16 protein-coding genes and 1 pseudogene are annotated in these 15176 nt (G+C 61.0%); 14 read left to right on the forward strand and 3 right to left on the reverse strand.

Going from position 1 to position 15176, the window contains the following annotated elements:
• Positions 1 to 352: 352 nt before the first annotated feature.
• From F2Q65_RS18355 to F2Q65_RS18400, 10 genes are all read left to right on the forward strand, one after another.
• Positions 353 to 2047: an Eco57I restriction-modification methylase domain-containing protein gene (locus tag F2Q65_RS18355; RefSeq protein ID WP_211354098.1), complete on the forward strand. Its 1695-nt coding sequence runs from the start codon at positions 353 to 355 to the stop codon at positions 2045 to 2047.
• Positions 2044 to 2493, forward strand: coding sequence for a PIN domain-containing protein (locus F2Q65_RS18360; RefSeq protein WP_150094857.1), 450 nt, complete (start codon positions 2044 to 2046; stop codon positions 2491 to 2493). Before F2Q65_RS18355 ends, F2Q65_RS18360 begins: the two co-directional genes overlap by 4 nt.
• The gene (locus F2Q65_RS18365) at positions 2490 to 2690 is read left to right on the forward strand and encodes a hypothetical protein (RefSeq protein ID WP_150094858.1); all 201 of its coding nucleotides are present in this window, start codon (positions 2490 to 2492) and stop codon (positions 2688 to 2690) included. The genes F2Q65_RS18360 and F2Q65_RS18365 overlap by 4 nt, the downstream gene beginning before the upstream one ends.
• A gap of 144 nt (positions 2691 to 2834) precedes the next feature.
• Positions 2835 to 5537 carry an ATP-binding domain-containing protein gene (locus F2Q65_RS18370; protein WP_150094859.1) on the forward strand — a complete coding sequence of 901 codons (2703 nt, stop codon included), beginning with the start codon at positions 2835 to 2837 and terminating at the stop codon, positions 5535 to 5537.
• 69 nt (positions 5538 to 5606) lie between these two features.
• The gene (locus tag F2Q65_RS18375) at positions 5607 to 6932 is read left to right on the forward strand and encodes an AAA family ATPase (protein ID WP_150094860.1); all 1326 of its coding nucleotides are present in this window, start codon (positions 5607 to 5609) and stop codon (positions 6930 to 6932) included.
• Positions 6929 to 7456, forward strand: coding sequence for a hypothetical protein (locus F2Q65_RS18380; RefSeq protein ID WP_150094861.1), 528 nt, complete (start codon positions 6929 to 6931; stop codon positions 7454 to 7456). Before F2Q65_RS18375 ends, F2Q65_RS18380 begins: the two co-directional genes overlap by 4 nt.
• Positions 7457 to 7470: 14 nt before the next feature.
• Entirely contained in the window at positions 7471 to 8157 is a 687-nt protein-coding gene (locus tag F2Q65_RS18385; RefSeq protein ID WP_150094862.1) for an RNA ligase family protein, read from the forward strand.
• A 6-nt stretch (positions 8158 to 8163) separates the two neighbouring features.
• Positions 8164 to 8934: an HNH endonuclease gene (locus F2Q65_RS18390; RefSeq protein ID WP_150094863.1), complete on the forward strand. Its 771-nt coding sequence runs from the start codon at positions 8164 to 8166 to the stop codon at positions 8932 to 8934.
• Positions 8935 to 9042: 108 nt separating this feature from the next.
• Positions 9043 to 10239, forward strand: coding sequence for a hypothetical protein (locus F2Q65_RS18395; RefSeq protein WP_150094864.1), 1197 nt, complete (start codon positions 9043 to 9045; stop codon positions 10237 to 10239).
• Between the two features lie 60 nt (positions 10240 to 10299).
• On the forward strand, positions 10300 to 10692 hold the full coding sequence (locus F2Q65_RS18400) for a replication initiation protein (RefSeq protein ID WP_246156363.1): 393 nt from the start codon (positions 10300 to 10302) through the stop codon (positions 10690 to 10692).
• Between the two features lie 29 nt (positions 10693 to 10721).
• Here the strand turns inward: F2Q65_RS18400 and F2Q65_RS18405 are convergent, their stop codons facing one another.
• Together F2Q65_RS18405 and relB are read right to left on the reverse strand one after the other, a co-directional pair.
• Entirely contained in the window at positions 10722 to 10988 is a 267-nt protein-coding gene (locus F2Q65_RS18405; protein WP_150094866.1) for a type II toxin-antitoxin system RelE family toxin, read from the reverse strand.
• A complete protein-coding gene (gene relB, locus F2Q65_RS18410) occupies positions 10972 to 11196 on the reverse strand; it encodes a type II toxin-antitoxin system RelB family antitoxin (protein ID WP_150094867.1) in 225 nt (74 codons plus the stop codon). Before relB ends, F2Q65_RS18405 begins: the two co-directional genes overlap by 17 nt.
• 801 nt (positions 11197 to 11997) lie before the next feature.
• On the opposite strand from relB, the gene F2Q65_RS18425 reads away from it, so the two are divergent.
• The 4 genes and pseudogenes from F2Q65_RS18425 to F2Q65_RS18440 all read left to right on the forward strand — a co-directional run bounded on the left by F2Q65_RS18425 (position 11998) and on the right by F2Q65_RS18440 (position 14617).
• Positions 11998 to 12246: a DUF4160 domain-containing protein gene (locus F2Q65_RS18425; RefSeq protein ID WP_083868104.1), complete on the forward strand. Its 249-nt coding sequence runs from the start codon at positions 11998 to 12000 to the stop codon at positions 12244 to 12246.
• Positions 12233 to 12643 (forward strand): DUF2442 domain-containing protein, encoded by a 411-nt coding sequence (locus tag F2Q65_RS18430; protein WP_150094868.1) that lies wholly within the window; start codon positions 12233 to 12235, stop codon positions 12641 to 12643. Before F2Q65_RS18425 ends, F2Q65_RS18430 begins: the two co-directional genes overlap by 14 nt.
• A gap of 403 nt (positions 12644 to 13046) precedes the next feature.
• Positions 13047 to 13841: pseudogene (gene bioB, locus F2Q65_RS18435) on the forward strand (biotin synthase BioB); the annotation flags it as partial.
• Positions 13842 to 14170: 329 nt separating this feature from the next.
• Positions 14171 to 14617, forward strand: coding sequence for a CoA-binding protein (locus F2Q65_RS18440; protein WP_150094869.1), 447 nt, complete (start codon positions 14171 to 14173; stop codon positions 14615 to 14617).
• A 103-nt stretch (positions 14618 to 14720) separates the two neighbouring features.
• On the opposite strand, the gene F2Q65_RS18445 is transcribed toward F2Q65_RS18440, so the two are convergent.
• A complete protein-coding gene (locus tag F2Q65_RS18445; RefSeq protein ID WP_211354099.1) occupies positions 14721 to 14882 on the reverse strand; it encodes a hypothetical protein in 162 nt (53 codons plus the stop codon).
• Positions 14883 to 15176: the final 294 nt, after the last annotated feature.

Here is a 15176-nt window from a genome sequence, read left to right on the forward strand (position 1 = left end):
GAGCCCACCGAACCGCCGCCGATTGCCCCCGCGCGCGGACCGCCCGCCTGGGACGAGGATCTCGGGCCGATGCCCGACTGGGACCTCCTCGGCCAGCCCGAGCCCGACGTCGAGTTTGATCAGCGCGTTGCCTGGTAACCGCCATCTTCTGCCCCAGAGGGTGCCGCCACCGCTGATCTCACGCCTGCCCGCTGCGCCTGCAATCTCCTCCCAAACCCCGCCAAAAGCGCGTTCCGACACCTCCGAGAGGTCCGCGCCGCTCTCGGTTGAGCCTTGACCAGCCCTCTGGCCCTCGCTAACACCTCGTCCTGACGGCGCCTTGGGCTCGCAGAGGCGGTTGAATTTCCTATCCGTGGCCGGCGTCTTCCACTGGCCGCTCCGGTTTCCGCAGGTCTTCGCGCGCGGCGGTTTCGACTGCGTGCTCGGGAATCCGCCCTGGGAGCGCATCAAGCTCCAGGAGGAGGAGTTCTTCGCCACCCGTTCGCCCATGGTCACCGAGGCCAGGAACAAGGCCGAGCGGACGCAGCGCATCGACTGGCTCGCCGATGGCCAGCTTGCCGCCAATCTATACCCAGACGTCGCGCCCAGCGAGCAGACCAGTGCCGCGGAACGACGGCTGTACCGGGACTTCCTCAAGGCCCGCCGCACCGCCGAGGCCCTGAGCCTGTTCGTCCATGTCAAGGGCGATAACGGTGGGCGTTTCCCGCTGACCGGTGTCGGGGACGTGAACACCTATGCGCTATTCGCCGAGACCATGGACCAGCTCACTGGTGAGGCCGGCCGAGCTGGGTTCATCGTGCCGACGGGGATTGCGACCGACGATTCGACCAAGGCGTTTTTCGGCCAGATCTCCCAAAGCGCTCGCCTGGTCAGTCTGCTGGATCTGGAGAATCGCGAACGGCTGTTCACCGATGTTGATAGCCGCGTCAAATTCTGCCTGCTCACGCTAGGCGCGGCAAAACAGTCTGAGTTTGTTTTCTTTGCGACACAGACCCCGCAGCTGACCGACCCCCGCCGTCGGTTCACCCTGACGCCGGAGGAGTTCCGGCTGATCAACCCCAACACCCTGACCTGCCCTGTCTTCCGCAGCGAGCGCGACGCGGAGCTGACCAAGAAGCTGTATCGCGCGGCACCGGTGTTGATCGAGGATGGCAACCCCGACGGCAACCCCTGGGGCATCCGCTTCATGGCGATGATGCACATGTCCAACGATAGCCATCTGTTCGCCGGCGAGCCGAGCGACAATCGGCTTTCGCTCTACGAAGCCAAGATGATCCACCAGTTCGATCATCGCTGGGCGACCTACGAGGACGGGGGCAGCCGGGATGTAACGCTCGAAGAAAAGGCTGATCCGGACTTTGAGGTAACGCCGCGTTACTGGATCGACCGGTTCGAGGTCGAGCAGCGCCTGTCGGTCAAGGGTTGGGATCGAGGGTGGTTGATGGGATGGCGGGATATCTGCCGTGCGACGGATGAGCGGACGGTGATTGCGTCGGTGATTCCTAGCAGTGGCGTAGGCAACCAGATGCCGTTGATGCTCTTTGCGGACGCCACCAACCCCGAAACCTTCGCCGCGCTGCTAGGGAACCTAGTAGCGCTGGTTTTCGACTTCGTGGCACGCCATAAGGTCGGCGGCACGCATCTGAATTACTTCATCTACAAACAGCTACCAGCCTTGTCCCCCAGTCGATACAGTGAAACCGATCTGGGGTTCATTAATTCGCGTGTCGTTGCGCTCACCTACACCGCCAACGACCTCAAATCCTGGGCCGAAGACCTCGGCTACAATGGCCCGCCGTTCCGGTTCGAGCCCGACCGACGCGCCCAGCTGCGCGCCGAGCTCGACGCCTACTATGCCCGCCTCTACGGCCTGACCCGCGACGAGCTGCGCTTCATCCTCGACCCCGCCGACGTCATGGGAGAGGACTACCCCTCCGAGACCTTCCGCGTACTCAAGAATCGGGAGATCCGCGAGCACGGCGAGTATCGCACCCAGCGTCTGGTGCTGGAGGCCTGGGACAAGCTGGAGCGTGGCGCGCTGAAATGACCGCGGCGGTGACGCGTCTCTATCTCGATAACTGTTGCTTCAACCGGCCCTTCGACGACCAGTCGCAGCTGCGCGTGCGACTGGAGACGGAGGCCAAGCTGCACATTCAAGGCGAGGTGCGTGCGGGCAGCTATCAGCTCGTCTGGTCCTACCTGCTGGATTACGAGAACGGCCGCAACCCCTTCCGCGAGCGCCGTGAGCAGATTGCCAAGTGGCGCCGTTATGCCATCGCTGATGTCGAGGCCAGCGACGAGCTAATCGCCCAGGCCGATCAACTTGGCCGCCTGGGCTTGCGCAACCTGGACGCCTTGCATATCGCCTGTGCCCTGCATGGCGAAGCCAGCTGCTTTCTGACGACCGATGACGGCATACTGAAGCGGGCCGATCAGATCCAGGGGCTCCTGGTCCTGGATCCAATCGCTTTTATCAAAGAGACATCGCCATGAGCACCGATACCGAAATCAAGAGCCGAGGCGTCGAGGTCCTCAGTCAGTACCTCGGCGACGTCGAGGCCGAGCGCTTCATCGCCCTGATCCAGCGTGAACCCTTCGACTACACCGAATGGCGCCGCCAGCTCGACCAGGACCTCAGCATCCAGCAGATCAGTGACCGGGCCATGGCATTGCGTAACCAGAAAAGGTGACGGCGCGCCGACGAGGCCACCGCGTCGATGATCTCCCCTGCGAGATCTTCTCGGTGCCAGAGACCACCGAAATCGGGCATCCGCCGACACGCGCCGAAGGCACATTGGGTTTGAGACTGACAAAGCGGTACAAGGAGCCCCAAAGTGACTGATCAAGCGAATGAGTATCTGAAGGCAGTATCGTCGGAAACATTGGCGAATTTCAAAGCCATTGCAGCCGCCGCCCAGGAACGGTTGGATGCCGCGCGGACGAGCGGAGCCGACGCCTTTATCCACACGAATACCTTCAACAGCGGCGTTGCTGCTTCGAAGAAGCTGTCTGCCATCAGTGCCACCAACGTCACCGGCTACCGGGAGCTCACGCGAGAGCCTGCGATCTGCCGCGTCCAGGCGCTGGACGAGGAAGGCGAGCGCCACACCTACTACATTGCCCGCAAGTCGACGGTTGCGCTACACAACGGCAGCAAGCTGGCAAGCTATGGGTCGGTGGTGGGCCGCCTGGCTTCACTCACTGTGGGTACCGAGATCACGCTCCAGATCGCGGGCAAGAGCAGACACTTCGAGCTACTGGAGAACATCAAGTACCAGCCGCGTTTCAAGGACGGCGCCTGGGACTCGCTCAACACCACCGTCCAAGGGGAAGACTTCGGACCGCTGACCGTCGAGTCGCTGCAAGCCCTATTGCGAGGGCGCCTGGAAGAGGCGGATGCCGAGGCATTACTGGACGCGCTTCTGCAGGGCAGCCCATCGGACACCGTGCTCGAGGGTCTGCGTCACGAAGTACGCCGCTCCATGGCGTTACGCGATCAGCCGATCCTTGACAGGTTTCAGGATGAGATCTTCCGTCTGCCCCTCGATAGCCAACTTTTGATCCTCGGACCGCCGGGCACAGGAAAGACGACGACGCTGATCCGGCGGTTGGGTCAGAAGCTTGATCGTGCACTACTGACCCCGGAAGAGACTTCACTAGTTGAAAGGATCGACCATCCGCAGCAGCCGCACGAGCAAAGTTGGGTCATGTTTACGCCAACTGATCTGCTCAAGCATTTCGTCAAGGAAGCGTTCAGCCGCGAACAGGTTCCGGCCTCTGACGCGCGCATCAAGACGTGGGAAACCCAACGCGGTGAGCTGGCCCGTAATACGCTGGGCATTCTGCAACAGTCCTCATCGGAAACCGGGAGGTTCGTCCTCAAAGCGTCGAGTCACCACCTACGGCCTGCTGTCGAGCAGGCGCCCACGCAGTGGTTCGATGCCCTTCATGCCTTTCACAAACAACGCCTGCTGGGCCAGCTACAGCAAGGGTTGACGATCTTGGTTCAACTCCATCATGTGGTCGGGGCCGATTTGGTCCGAAGCCTTGTGGATATCATGGCCACGGCTGAAGGTGGTGATTTGATGGCCGCTTACCGTGCGCTGGATGGATTGGAGTCGCAATTGATTCCGTTGCTGAAATCACTGAAGGAAGAGTCCGATCAGAGCGTAAGGAAGGGGCTGATCCGGTCTTTGAATCAGGACCGCGACTTCGTCGACCAGCTCGCTGCGTTCATCGATTCCTTACAGGTAGACGACGAAGCTGATGCGGACGGCGAATTCGACGACGATGCGGGCGATGAGCCCGAGCAGCAGCAAACGTCGTCGCAGAAGGCTGTGCAGGTTTACAACCGCAGCATCAGGACGCTTGCGCGCTTGACCTTCCTGAAACGCTCCGTACCAAAGACGAGCGCTGCGGCCAAGATCCGCGATTGGCTCGGCAAGAGCCGACTGCCATTAAAGGATGAGCTCCATTCCATCGGTGAGAGTATCGCCGCGCAGAACGGCCTGCGCCGTTTCGTCAATGCCTCTAGGCGGTCGGTCTCAGAGGTGCCAGCGAGTTACCGCCAGTTCCGCAGGGAGGCCGTCAAGGCCAACCAATGGTACGACGGGCAGATTCAGCATCCGCGCCATCTTGACGCGATGGAGCTCGATGCTGTGCTGTTGCTGACGCTCCGAACCGCTCGGGAGCTCATGGCGCAACCCTTCGTCGCCAGGAATCGCACCGAACCCAGATTCGCGTTCCTGCAGACTATCCGCGACCGGCTCTACAACCAGGTGCTGGTGGATGAGGCAACCGACTTCTCACCCCTTCAGCTGGCCTGTATGGCTTCACTGACACGGCTGGAAACGAACGCATTCTTCGCCTGCGGTGATTTCAACCAACGGATCACCCAATGGGGGACCCGCACGCATGATCAAGCGCTTTGGGCCGTCAGTCGGATCGACACCAGACCGATCACAACGGTGTACCGCCAGAGTCAACGACTCAACGCGTTTTCGGCCAAGCTGCTGGAAATCCTTGGCGGCGATCTCGATTGCCGCGGACAGTTGCCCGAGCACCTGCATCACACTGGGGTATCGCCGTCGCTGCTGGAAGATGCCGGCGATTTTCAAGACGTTGCCATCTGGCTAGTGGAGCGCATTCAGGAGGTTGAGAAGATTGTGAATATTGGCGAGTTGCCGACGATTGCCGTTCTGGTGAACGCCGAGGAACAAGTCAAGCCGATGGCAGAATCGCTCAATCACCTGCTTGAGGATATCAATCTGCGTGCAGTGGCCTGTGCCGATGGTCAGTCTCTTGGCGTTGGTAGCGATGTGCGCGTGTTCAGCGTCGAGCACATCAAGGGGCTCGAGTTCGAGGCGGTGTTCTTCGTCGGAATCGACGATCTCGCCCAACAGTGGCCAGACCTTTTCGGCCGCTTTCTCTATGTTGGTGCGACACGCGCTGCCACCTATCTGGGGCTGACCTGTAGGGCCAAGCTGCCACCGGCGCTCGAATCGATGCGAGCAGAGCTGGTCTCGGCCTGGAGTTGACTGTGCGTTTGCAGGAACGAGGCCGATCTCGTCAGATGTGGCGAGCATGGTGACCGGGAGCGCGGTCGCATGCTGACCCACCTAAAACTCAACAACTTCAAGATCTGGCGGACCACCGGGCCGATGCGCCTGGCTCCTCTCACACTGCTCTTGGGCACCAACTCCTCTGGAAAATCGAGCCTGATCCAAAGCCTGCTCTTGATCCGTCAGACGGCAAAGGGTGACGACCCGAATCTTGATCTGAACCTCGGTAACCCGGACGCCGGCGACACAGTGACCCTGGGCCAGTTCAGAGATTTGCTCTGTCGCCACGGTATCGCCAGCCCCAGCAATCCGGCCAATCAGGTCGGAATCGAGTTCCGCTGGCAGGCTGCAGCCAGCTCCGGGGTCACCACTCTGTTTTCGGCCCGCTATCGCACAGGCCCCGGAGGCAGTGCCGAGTTGGAATACTTGCGGCTCGGCCGCGACGGCCAGGGTTTCACCGTTCAGCGAAGAAAGGCCGGCATCTACCGCCTTCAACTTGCCGACGAGAAAAGCCAGGTAGGCCAGAGCGCAGCCTATCGACCGCAGCGCTCTTTCTCGTTCTCGGCAGCGACCATCGCCGAGCTCGGCAAACGAGGAGAAGCCATCAAGGGTATCGGACCTTCGCTGCTAGACGAGCTGGACAGGATGATCTACCTGGGGCCGATCCGCCGCCTCGCCCAACGCGACTACGTCTGGGCTGGGAGGATGCCAGCACATATCGGCGACGACGGAGCAAAAGCCGTCGATGCGCTGATTGCCAGTGGCGTGGCGCTTCAACAAGCCAAGCGTCGAAAGCAACCGCCACCACCGGAAGGGCACCTATTCACAAAGACCGTTGAGTGGCTAAGGCGGATGAACCTGGCCGATGGCCTCTTGGTTCGCCCGCTGGGAACCTCGGCTCGATACGAGTTGCTGGTCCAAACCGAGGACGAGCACTCCAACATCAAGGACGTCGGTGTCGGCGTGTCACAGGTGCTGCCTGTGATCGTCGCAGCGCTGTTCGCCAAACCCGGCCACATCGTCATTCTGGAAGAACCCGAGAGCCACCTCCATCCCCTGGCTCAGTCCGTGCTCGCAGACCTGATGGCCGCGGAAGCTCGCGAGCGCCAGGTGCAGTTCATCGTCGAGAGTCACTCAGAGCACCTGTTCCGGCGCATGCAAACCTTGATCGCCCGCCAGGACGTCAAACCCGGCGAATCTGCCATGTACTTCGTTGAACGCGAAGGTAAGGCGGCGCAACTCCTGAGCTTGGAGGTCGACCAATTCGGCCGCGTGCAGAACTGGCCGGAAGGGTTCTTCGGCGACGCGCTCGGTGAAACCCGAGAGCAGGCGCGTCTGATGTTCGAGCGCATGAAGGAGGAAAAGGGATGAGGGGGCGCTATGTGGTCGACACCAATGTGCTCATCGCCGCCAGCGCTGCCGATCCCGTTCACCCTAAAGACATCGATGCAACGCCGCCCGATCCTCTTTTGAGGCAACAAGTCTGGCAGTGGCTGGACGCCTTTCAGTCCGGAGCCTCACGACTGGTTCTAGATCGCGCTGGCAAGATCCTTAACGAGTACAAGAACAAACTCGGTTTCAACGACTTTGGCATTCAGTTCGTGCTGCACAAGTGGAGTACTGCAGCCGTTGACAATGTCGCCATCGACTACGACGAACACGGGCACGGTGTCCTGCCGGCAACCCTTGTTGGAGTCGTCCATGATGAGGCGGACAAGAAGATGGTTGCCGCCGCGTTGGCTGCCTGTGCAGACTTCGGCGAAGGCTGTGTGGCGTTTGCGGGCGACACCGACTGGCACGATTGGGAAGAGGATCTCGTGAAGCACCGGATCATGCTCGAGCCGATCATTGAAGCCTGGTCGCGTCAGAAGCATGCCGAGAAGAAACGACGCTGAGCCTCAGATCGCTCGTGACTGACTTCTTCCGCTTCCCCCACACCTCACATCTCGCCTGGCTTGGCGAAGGCAGCCCGCGCGACGACAAGGTCCTATCACCAGCAGACGCGGCCGCGCTGCTTGCCGATCCGGTTCGTGTCGAGGAAAAGATCGACGGCGCGAACCTGGGCCTCTCTTTCGGCCCAGATGGAAGCCTGCGCGCCCAGAACCGCGGCCAGTACCTCACCCGACCCCACCGCGGCCAATTCTCGCGCCTTGGTAGCTGGCTTGGCACGCGGGAGTGGAGGTGGCGCGAGCAGATGGAACCGAATCTGATCCTGTTCGGCGAGTGGTGTGCAGCCGTTCATTCCCTTGAGTACACGGAGCTACCGGACTGGTTCCTGCTATTCGATGTCTATGACCGGGACGCGCAGCGCTTCTGGAGCGCTCGACGGCGCAATACTCTGGCCGATACCCTCGAGCTGTCGGGGCCACCGCTGCTACACGAGGGTCGGACAAGCTTGCAGCAGTTGGTCAAGCTGGTGAACAACAGCGGCAGCCGCTTCCGCGACGGCCCACTTGAGGGGCTGGTCATCCGTCGCGACTCCGCGGATTGGTGCGAGTCGCGCGCTAAACTGGTTCGCGCCGAGTTCACCCAGGCCATCGGTGACCACTGGCGCAGCCGCGCCATCGAGTGGAACCGGGTTCAGGCTGGACGGTAGGTGCCCGTGAGCATTTTGCAGGTCGCACTGATCGCAAAGAGCGTCTACGACTGCGGCTTTGAGCACGTGACGTCGGAAACCGCGTCTGGGGTCACCCTCGCATCCGCTCGTCATTCGGCACAAATCGAAGTCACGCTTGCTGGAAACGCATTTAACGTGCGGGTCCTTGAGGGAAACACTTTGCTCGTTTCCGAACTGCGCCGCCACTTTCCTGCTAACAATAACCAGTTCGTCTGTGACAACTCGAAGTACCTTCGGCTTTTGCTGCGGCGCGCAGCAGGGCTGGCTCAATCACTCCCCAACCAGGCGAAATTGGATTTCGAGAGCGCCGTCGCATCGAAGCTCAAGAAGCTTCCCGACGCGATAAAGGGAACCGAGGTCGAGGTCATGGTTCGTCAACGAATCGGACAGCAGACATTCCGCGCTGCCATGCTCGATTACTGGGGCGAGGCCTGTGCGGTAACCGGCATTGCCTTACCAGAAGTTCTCCGTGCCAGCCATGCCAAGCCTTGGGCTGCCTGCGCAACCGATGCGGAGCGTCTGGATGTTTTTAACGGGTTTCTCCTGTCTGCCAACTTGGACGCGTTGTTCGACCGGTTCCTGATCACTTTCGATAGTGAAGGTCGCTTGCTGGTCTCGGACAGCATCTCGAAGTCGGACATCGAGAGCCTCGGTTTGAACAGGCCTCTAAGATTGCGGTGGCTGGCGACCGAGCACGCATGCTACCTCGATTACCATCGAGCAATGTTCAATGAAACAGCCTCGAAGGCTCCGTAGCAAAACGGATCGCTGCCACCTCGTAGCTGAGCAATATGGCGTGGATCTCAGTGCACCGAGGCGCGCCTAAAGAGCTCGTCCCGTTAAGGAGAAACCAGGAGATTTCGCATGAGTAGCGCTGCCCTGTTTCAAACACTGACATCCGCTAACATTGCCTCCTTCATCGCCTCAGCTGAGCGAGCCGTCTGCTATGCCGGACCTGGGATTCAGGACGATGTGGCAACAGCTCTCGCAGAGGTGGTGGGCCGCGTCGGTCCGGAGATGCTAACGGTGTGTCTGGATTTCGACGAGCGCGTGATGCGTATGGGCTATGGCTCCTTGGATGCCGTCAGGTTGTTGCGAGAAAGGGGGGTCATCGTACGCAGCGCCCCAGGGCTGCGTATGGCGCTGGTCATTGTCGATGAAATTGGATATCTCTTCACTCCAACACCGCTGTATCTGGAGGCAAGTCCAACGCCCAGCGCGGCATCCAACGCTATGCGGATGTCGGGCGCGCAGGTGGCGGAAGCATTGGCACGCCTCTCTCCCGCCGCCAAGGCAATTGCTATGGTCCAAGCCGCAACGCCCGAGGAGAAGCAACACATTGCGGCCCTGCCCGTGGACGTTGGATCGGAACCAGTGAGCAAAGATGCTTTTGCTGCTGTCGATACCAGTCTGAAAGAAGCGCCGCCCGTCAACTTTGATGTCGCACGGCAAGTCCGTGTGTTTGAGCCCTATCTTCAGTACGTGGAGTTGAGCTTGAGTGGGGCGGCAATACAGCGCCATCGCTTGGCCATTCCGAAGGGTATCCAAGCGTTGGGCAGCAGCAAGGATATCGAAGGCCGGCTGAGGACGACCTTCGAGCTGATCGAGAAGGGCGGCAAGCTCTCATCCAAGCCGCTCGAAGATGCGCTCAACGAAATCCGCAAGAGCCTCACCCCGTCACTTGGCAAGGATCACGGAAGAGTGGTTCTGAAAGCCCAGAAACCACTCTTGATCAAGCGGCTGAACGAATTCAGCGACAAGCTTGACCAGCACCAGGCGGAAGTGAGCCCACCGAACCGCCGCCGATTGCCCCCGCGCGCGGACCGCCCGCCTGGGACGAGGATCTCGGGCCGATGCCCGACTGGGACCTCCTCGGCCAGCCCGAGCCCGACGTCGAGTTTGATCAGCGCGTTGCCTGGTAACCGCCATCTTCTGCCCCAGAGGGTGCCGCCACCGCTGATCTCACGCCTGCCCGCTGCGCCTGCAATCTCCTCCCAAACCCCGCCAAAAGCGCGTTCCGACACCTCCGAGAGGTCCGCGCCGCTCTCGGTTGAGCCTTGACCAGCCCTCTGGCCCTCGCTAACACCTCGTCCTGACGGCGCCTTGGGCTCGCAGAGGCGGTTGAATTTCCTATCCGTCGAAGCTCTCCAGCTTGAAGAGCGGTATGGCAATATCCGCGACCTCAAGCGGCGCGTCATAGAGCCCGCCGTTGAGCAGATCAACGAACACTTCCCTCTCTGGGTGAAGTGGAGTCAGCGAAAGACCGGGCGACGTGTCAGCCATTTCGTCTTCACGTTCGGAGAGAAGACCGACAAGAAGGCGTCAGGTATCACTGACAAGCGGCGTAAGCCCAAACGTACAGCATCTGCGGACCAGGGAAGCCAGGGCGTACTGTTCGGCATTCCCCGCCATCTCATCGAGCAGCAGGCGCGCCCAGGTGAGAGCTATGAGGATGCAGCACTACGTCTCCTCCAGAAGAAACGTGATCAGGCAGTGGAGGCTGAACAAGCCTGACCCAACAGCAGCGGGTTCCTCCCCTGCTGCTACCGGTACACCTTGCTACGGTGGCCAATCCGCACGACGAGAACACGGATCTCGTCATCCTCGATACTGGCAATGAGACGGTAGTTGCCTACCCGGTATCGCCACAGCTCGCCAAGCTGGCCGGTCAGTGGCTTACCAAGCTGACGCGGGTCTTCCAGGGGCTGGATACGGCCACGCAGGTAGTCGCGGATGCGCTTGGCATCCGCATGACCGATCTTCTTGAGCTGCTTGACCGCTTCATCCGTGAGTTCAATCCGCCAGGCCAAGGTCACGCTCCACGTCGTCCAGGCTGTGGGTCGTCATCTCGCCCCGACGCACTTGCTCCAGGGTCTTCTCGGCCAGGTAGATGTCCTCGAGGTCGTCCAGGTGCTCCAGGATAGCCTCACGGGCATAGAAGCTCTTGGTACGGCCGGTGGCCTTGGCCAGGGCCTCAAGACGCTCCTCAATTTCGCTAGGTAGGCGTAACGCCAACATGCTAGAGCCCTCCAACAGGCAGTTTGCTATACAAGTATAGCATGCCGCGCCCAAGCCAGTAGCGCCAGGCTGTGCGGGATGACCTTGCACGATTGACGTGCCACGTTTTTACGACTTTACTGAAAAGCGTATTTACAGCTTTTCAGCGTGTCGCGTGTCGCTCGTGAATTCGCCCGAGTGCATCCTGCGGCCGGGCGGACTCGCTCCTTGGCGACAGCCATTGATGCCCCGGTTCGCCCTGCGCTCGCCGCCATGACCGACTCCCCGTTGGTCCGCCGGTCATGACAGCGCCCTCAAATGGCTCGACGGCGTGTCGGATGCGCTCTGCATATTGCCTCCGCGGCTTCGGGACACAGCCCCTTCGCCACTGCGGCAATACGCCCGCGCCGACGCCTACCGGGGGCCGCTCGGCTTCCTGCCTCGCGGAAAGGAAAGCTCGTGATTATCGGAGCGCTCAACCAGAAGGGGGGCGTCGGCAAGACGACGCTCGCCGTCAATATCGCCGCCGCCCATGCCGGTTGTGCCGAAGCGCGCCGCGCATCAAGCGATGCACCTCGTCGCGGGTCAGGTGCAGCCGGCCACGGGCCGCGTCGTTGGCGGCACGGCCGCGCACTGTCCGGGTTTCAGTGGCTGGAGAAGCTGTCGGGGCGGAGTGTCGGGGCCTGTCGGGCATGGGCGGGAGCGCTCCTGGTCGCAGGGACTGTCCGGGTTTCAGTTAGAAGCCAGACAGTGTGCTCCTCCTCCCGACTCGGGCCGATCTAGCATAAACCCAACCGCTTGGGTTTATGCTAGACTACCCTCATGCCAACCATTCTCCGTTTCGATGGCCTGAGAGCTGTCATCTACCCCAACGACCATCGACCGGCGCATGTGCACGTCATCGGCAAGGGCGGTGAAGCAGTCTTCATCCTGCACTGCCCGAGCGGTCCCCCCGAGTTGCGTGAGAGTTACCAATTCAACTCGAAGGATCTCAACCGTATCGCGTCGGCACTGTCAGAAGAGCTGTTGGCGTTATGTGCCAAATGGAGGGAGATTCATGGCCATTACTGATGATGTCATCCAGCAGGCAGAGGCCCGCATGGCCGCCGCGCGCGACCATGCCCATGCTGTTGCCGCACGCTACGACCGCCGCACCCGCCGAGTGATCGTGCGCCTGCACTCTGGGCTCGAGCTCGCGATTCCTCCGCATCTTGTCGAAGGCCTCGACGATGCCACACCGGATGCCTTGGCCGAGATCGAAGTGTCCCCCTCCGGGCTTGGCCTGCACTGGCCTCAGCTCGATACCGACCTCTACGTTCCCGCCCTCCTGGAAGGGCAGTTTGGCTCCAAACAGTGGATGGCTCGCCAGCTGGGCGCCGCAGGGGGGCGCAGCCGTAGCCAGGCCAAGAGCCATGCTTCCAGAGCGAATGGTGCCAAAGGGGGACGACCGCGCAAGGTACAGGCGTAGGCCTTTCAAGGCACATTCCCTGTAGCACCCTTTTCTTCACATAAGAACGATCTACGCAGTTTCTTTACGCGAAACCGCCCTTCCAGGAGGCCCTGGAGGGGCGGTCAGCGTGCGTAAAGAAAACGACCCTTTTATGTATATTCGATAAGGTCTTCTTCTACAGGGTTAATGCTTGGTATTTCATAGTCTCTACCATCCACGACATGATCAAAACGCTTCGCTGCCTCATCAATCTCTCTAGCTGACTCTTTATATCTTCTTCTAGAATCAACCAACTCTTTTATAAGGTCTTTTTGCTTTTCCTGGCTATCCGGAAAGCATATTTCAAGGCTTTCAAAATCTCCAACTTGAGTCCTTCGGCGATTGCTATGGCCAGTCGTTATAGCCCTGAATGCACGCTGGTCTGTTCACGGCCCAGGGCGTCCACCGCGCCCACTTCGATCCCAACACCATCCCGGTCAGCACCCTGCTGAGCATCAAGACCGGCGCCTGTCCCGAGGATTGCGGCTATTGCGGCCAGAGCGCGCGCCATGCAACGGACGTCGAACCCGAGCGCATCCTGCCGCTCGACACCGTACTGGACGCCGCGCGCACCGCCAAATCCCAGGGCGCCACCCGCTTCTGCATGGGCGCGGCCTGGCGCAACCCGACCGACCGCCATCTCGAACAGGTGATCGCCATGGTCGAGGGCATCCACGCGCTCGGGCTGGAGACCTGCGTCACCCTCGGCATGCTGACCGCCGAACAGGCGCGCCGGCTCAAGGATGCCGGACTCGACTATTACCACCACAACCTCGACACCTCGCCCGAGTTCTACGGTCAGGTCATCAGCACCCGCACCTATCAGGACCGACTCGACACCCTGGAGCACATCCGCGCGGTCGGACTCAAGACCTGTAGCGGCGGCATCCTCGGCATGGGCGAATCGCGCCGCGACCGCGCCTCCATGCTGCGCCAGCTCGCCAACCTGCCGGCGCATCCCGAGTCCGTCCCCATCAATCTGCTGGTCCGGGTCGAGGGCACGCCGCTGTTCGGCATCGACGCACTCGATCCCTTCGAGTTCGTGCGCGTGGTCGCGGCGGCGCGCCTCATCATGCCGCGCTCGCATGTGCGCCTCTCGGCCGGACGCAGTGAGATGAGCGACGAGTTGCAGGCACTCTGCTTCCTGGCCGGCGCCAATTCCATCTTCTACGGCGAGCACTGCTTTAGGGAAACGCTGGTTGCTTCAGCGTTTCCCGTGCGGGGCAGGAGGCCCCGCCATCTTCAGCGGCTCAAGCCGCTGAAGATGAAGCGATTCGGAAACCGTGTTTTCGAATCGCGTGCTGATTGTTGGGCAGGATGCCCAATCAATCAGCGTCTCCTTAAGGCAACGCTGATTTATTCAGCCTTTTCTGCGCGGGGCAGGAGGCCCTGCCATTTTCGGCGGCCCCAGCCGCTGACTAGTGAAGCGATTCGGAGGCCAGGTGCTGTTTCCATCGACTCGCTATACTACTGGCTGTTCGACAGCACTCATACAAGGGCATCCTCATGGAGAAGCAACCATCCGCTTATGAATCCTTCTTCGATCTGGGCAGCTTCGGCGTCGTTGGCCGATCCAAGGTCAAGCCCTTTCCGCTGCTCAGCTATCGCGGGCTCAAGGCCAAGGGCAAGAAGGTCTATGCCATCGATCCGAGCAGCGACAGCATCGACGGCGACAAGGCCTATCCGAGCCTGGCTGCGCTGCCTGAGCCCGTGGAAGGCCTGATCGTCGAGGTGCCGAAAGCGGAGACCAAGGACTGGGTCGCGGCCGCTGCCGAGGCTGGTATCCGCGATGTCTGGGTGCACATGGCCCACGACACGCCGGAGGCCGTGGCGCTCGCCAAGGAGAAGGGCATCCATCTGCGCACGGGCACCTGCGCCGTCATGTATCTGGCCCCGACGCTGTCCTATCACGGCATCCATAAGCTCATCATGAAGTTGACCGGGAAGTACTGAGGCGCGACAACGCGTTTTTTCGGGCAGTGCCCCGCCGCAATGGCGGGGTTGGCTCTGACCGCTCGCTGTGTCAGGGCTCGAGCCGAGCCCCACTCAGCCCAATTCAACTCAGCTCGATGTGCTTGGCGATGAGCCCATCGAACACCGCCTCGAGCTCCGGGTGGACGCCGCGGACGCCCTCGACCACCTTGGCCGCCCAGTCGAAATAGGCGAGCTTGCGCTCGGCGGGCCAGCCCACTGGAGGTGAGCCGAGTAGATCCCGCACATTACAGATCTTGTCCGCGAGCTTGACCAGCTTGGCCTGACGAGAGATGTTTAAGACCGCTTATTCTCAGCACGCATGCTAGAGGTTGCCTGTCCGAATCGATGACCCGATCTGAAGGGGATTAAGACACACCTAAAGGTTACAGGCTCCACTCTGCCTTGCTGTCCGAATCGATGACCCGATCTGAAGGGGATTAAGACATCATGGATCAGCGAGCCAAGCAGATGTCGCCGCCCCGTCACCAGCAAATCCACATCGCCCAAGCCGCGTACACGACGGCCGCACTCCACTGCA

This window comes from Thiohalocapsa marina, assembly GCF_008632335.1.
Lineage (GTDB): Bacteria > Pseudomonadota > Gammaproteobacteria > Chromatiales > Chromatiaceae > Thiohalocapsa > Thiohalocapsa marina.

Excerpts from the sequence above, each read along its gene's own strand:
- F2Q65_RS18360 (WP_150094857.1), top strand. The coding sequence starts at position 2,044 with ATGACCGCGGCGGTGACGCGTCTCTATCTCGATAACTGTTGCTTCAAC.
- F2Q65_RS18365 (WP_150094858.1), top strand. The coding sequence starts at position 2,490 with ATGAGCACCGATACCGAAATCAAGAGCCGAGGCGTCGAGGTCCTCAGT.
- F2Q65_RS18375 (WP_150094860.1), top strand. The coding sequence starts at position 5,607 with ATGCTGACCCACCTAAAACTCAACAACTTCAAGATCTGGCGGACCACC.
- F2Q65_RS18380 (WP_150094861.1), top strand. The coding sequence starts at position 6,929 with ATGAGGGGGCGCTATGTGGTCGACACCAATGTGCTCATCGCCGCCAGC.
- F2Q65_RS18395 (WP_150094864.1), top strand. The coding sequence starts at position 9,043 with ATGAGTAGCGCTGCCCTGTTTCAAACACTGACATCCGCTAACATTGCC.
- relB (WP_150094867.1), bottom strand. The coding sequence starts at position 11,196 with ATGTTGGCGTTACGCCTACCTAGCGAAATTGAGGAGCGTCTTGAGGCC.
- F2Q65_RS18425 (WP_083868104.1), top strand. The coding sequence starts at position 11,998 with ATGCCAACCATTCTCCGTTTCGATGGCCTGAGAGCTGTCATCTACCCC.
- F2Q65_RS18430 (WP_150094868.1), top strand. The coding sequence starts at position 12,233 with ATGGCCATTACTGATGATGTCATCCAGCAGGCAGAGGCCCGCATGGCC.
- F2Q65_RS18440 (WP_150094869.1), top strand. The coding sequence starts at position 14,171 with ATGGAGAAGCAACCATCCGCTTATGAATCCTTCTTCGATCTGGGCAGC.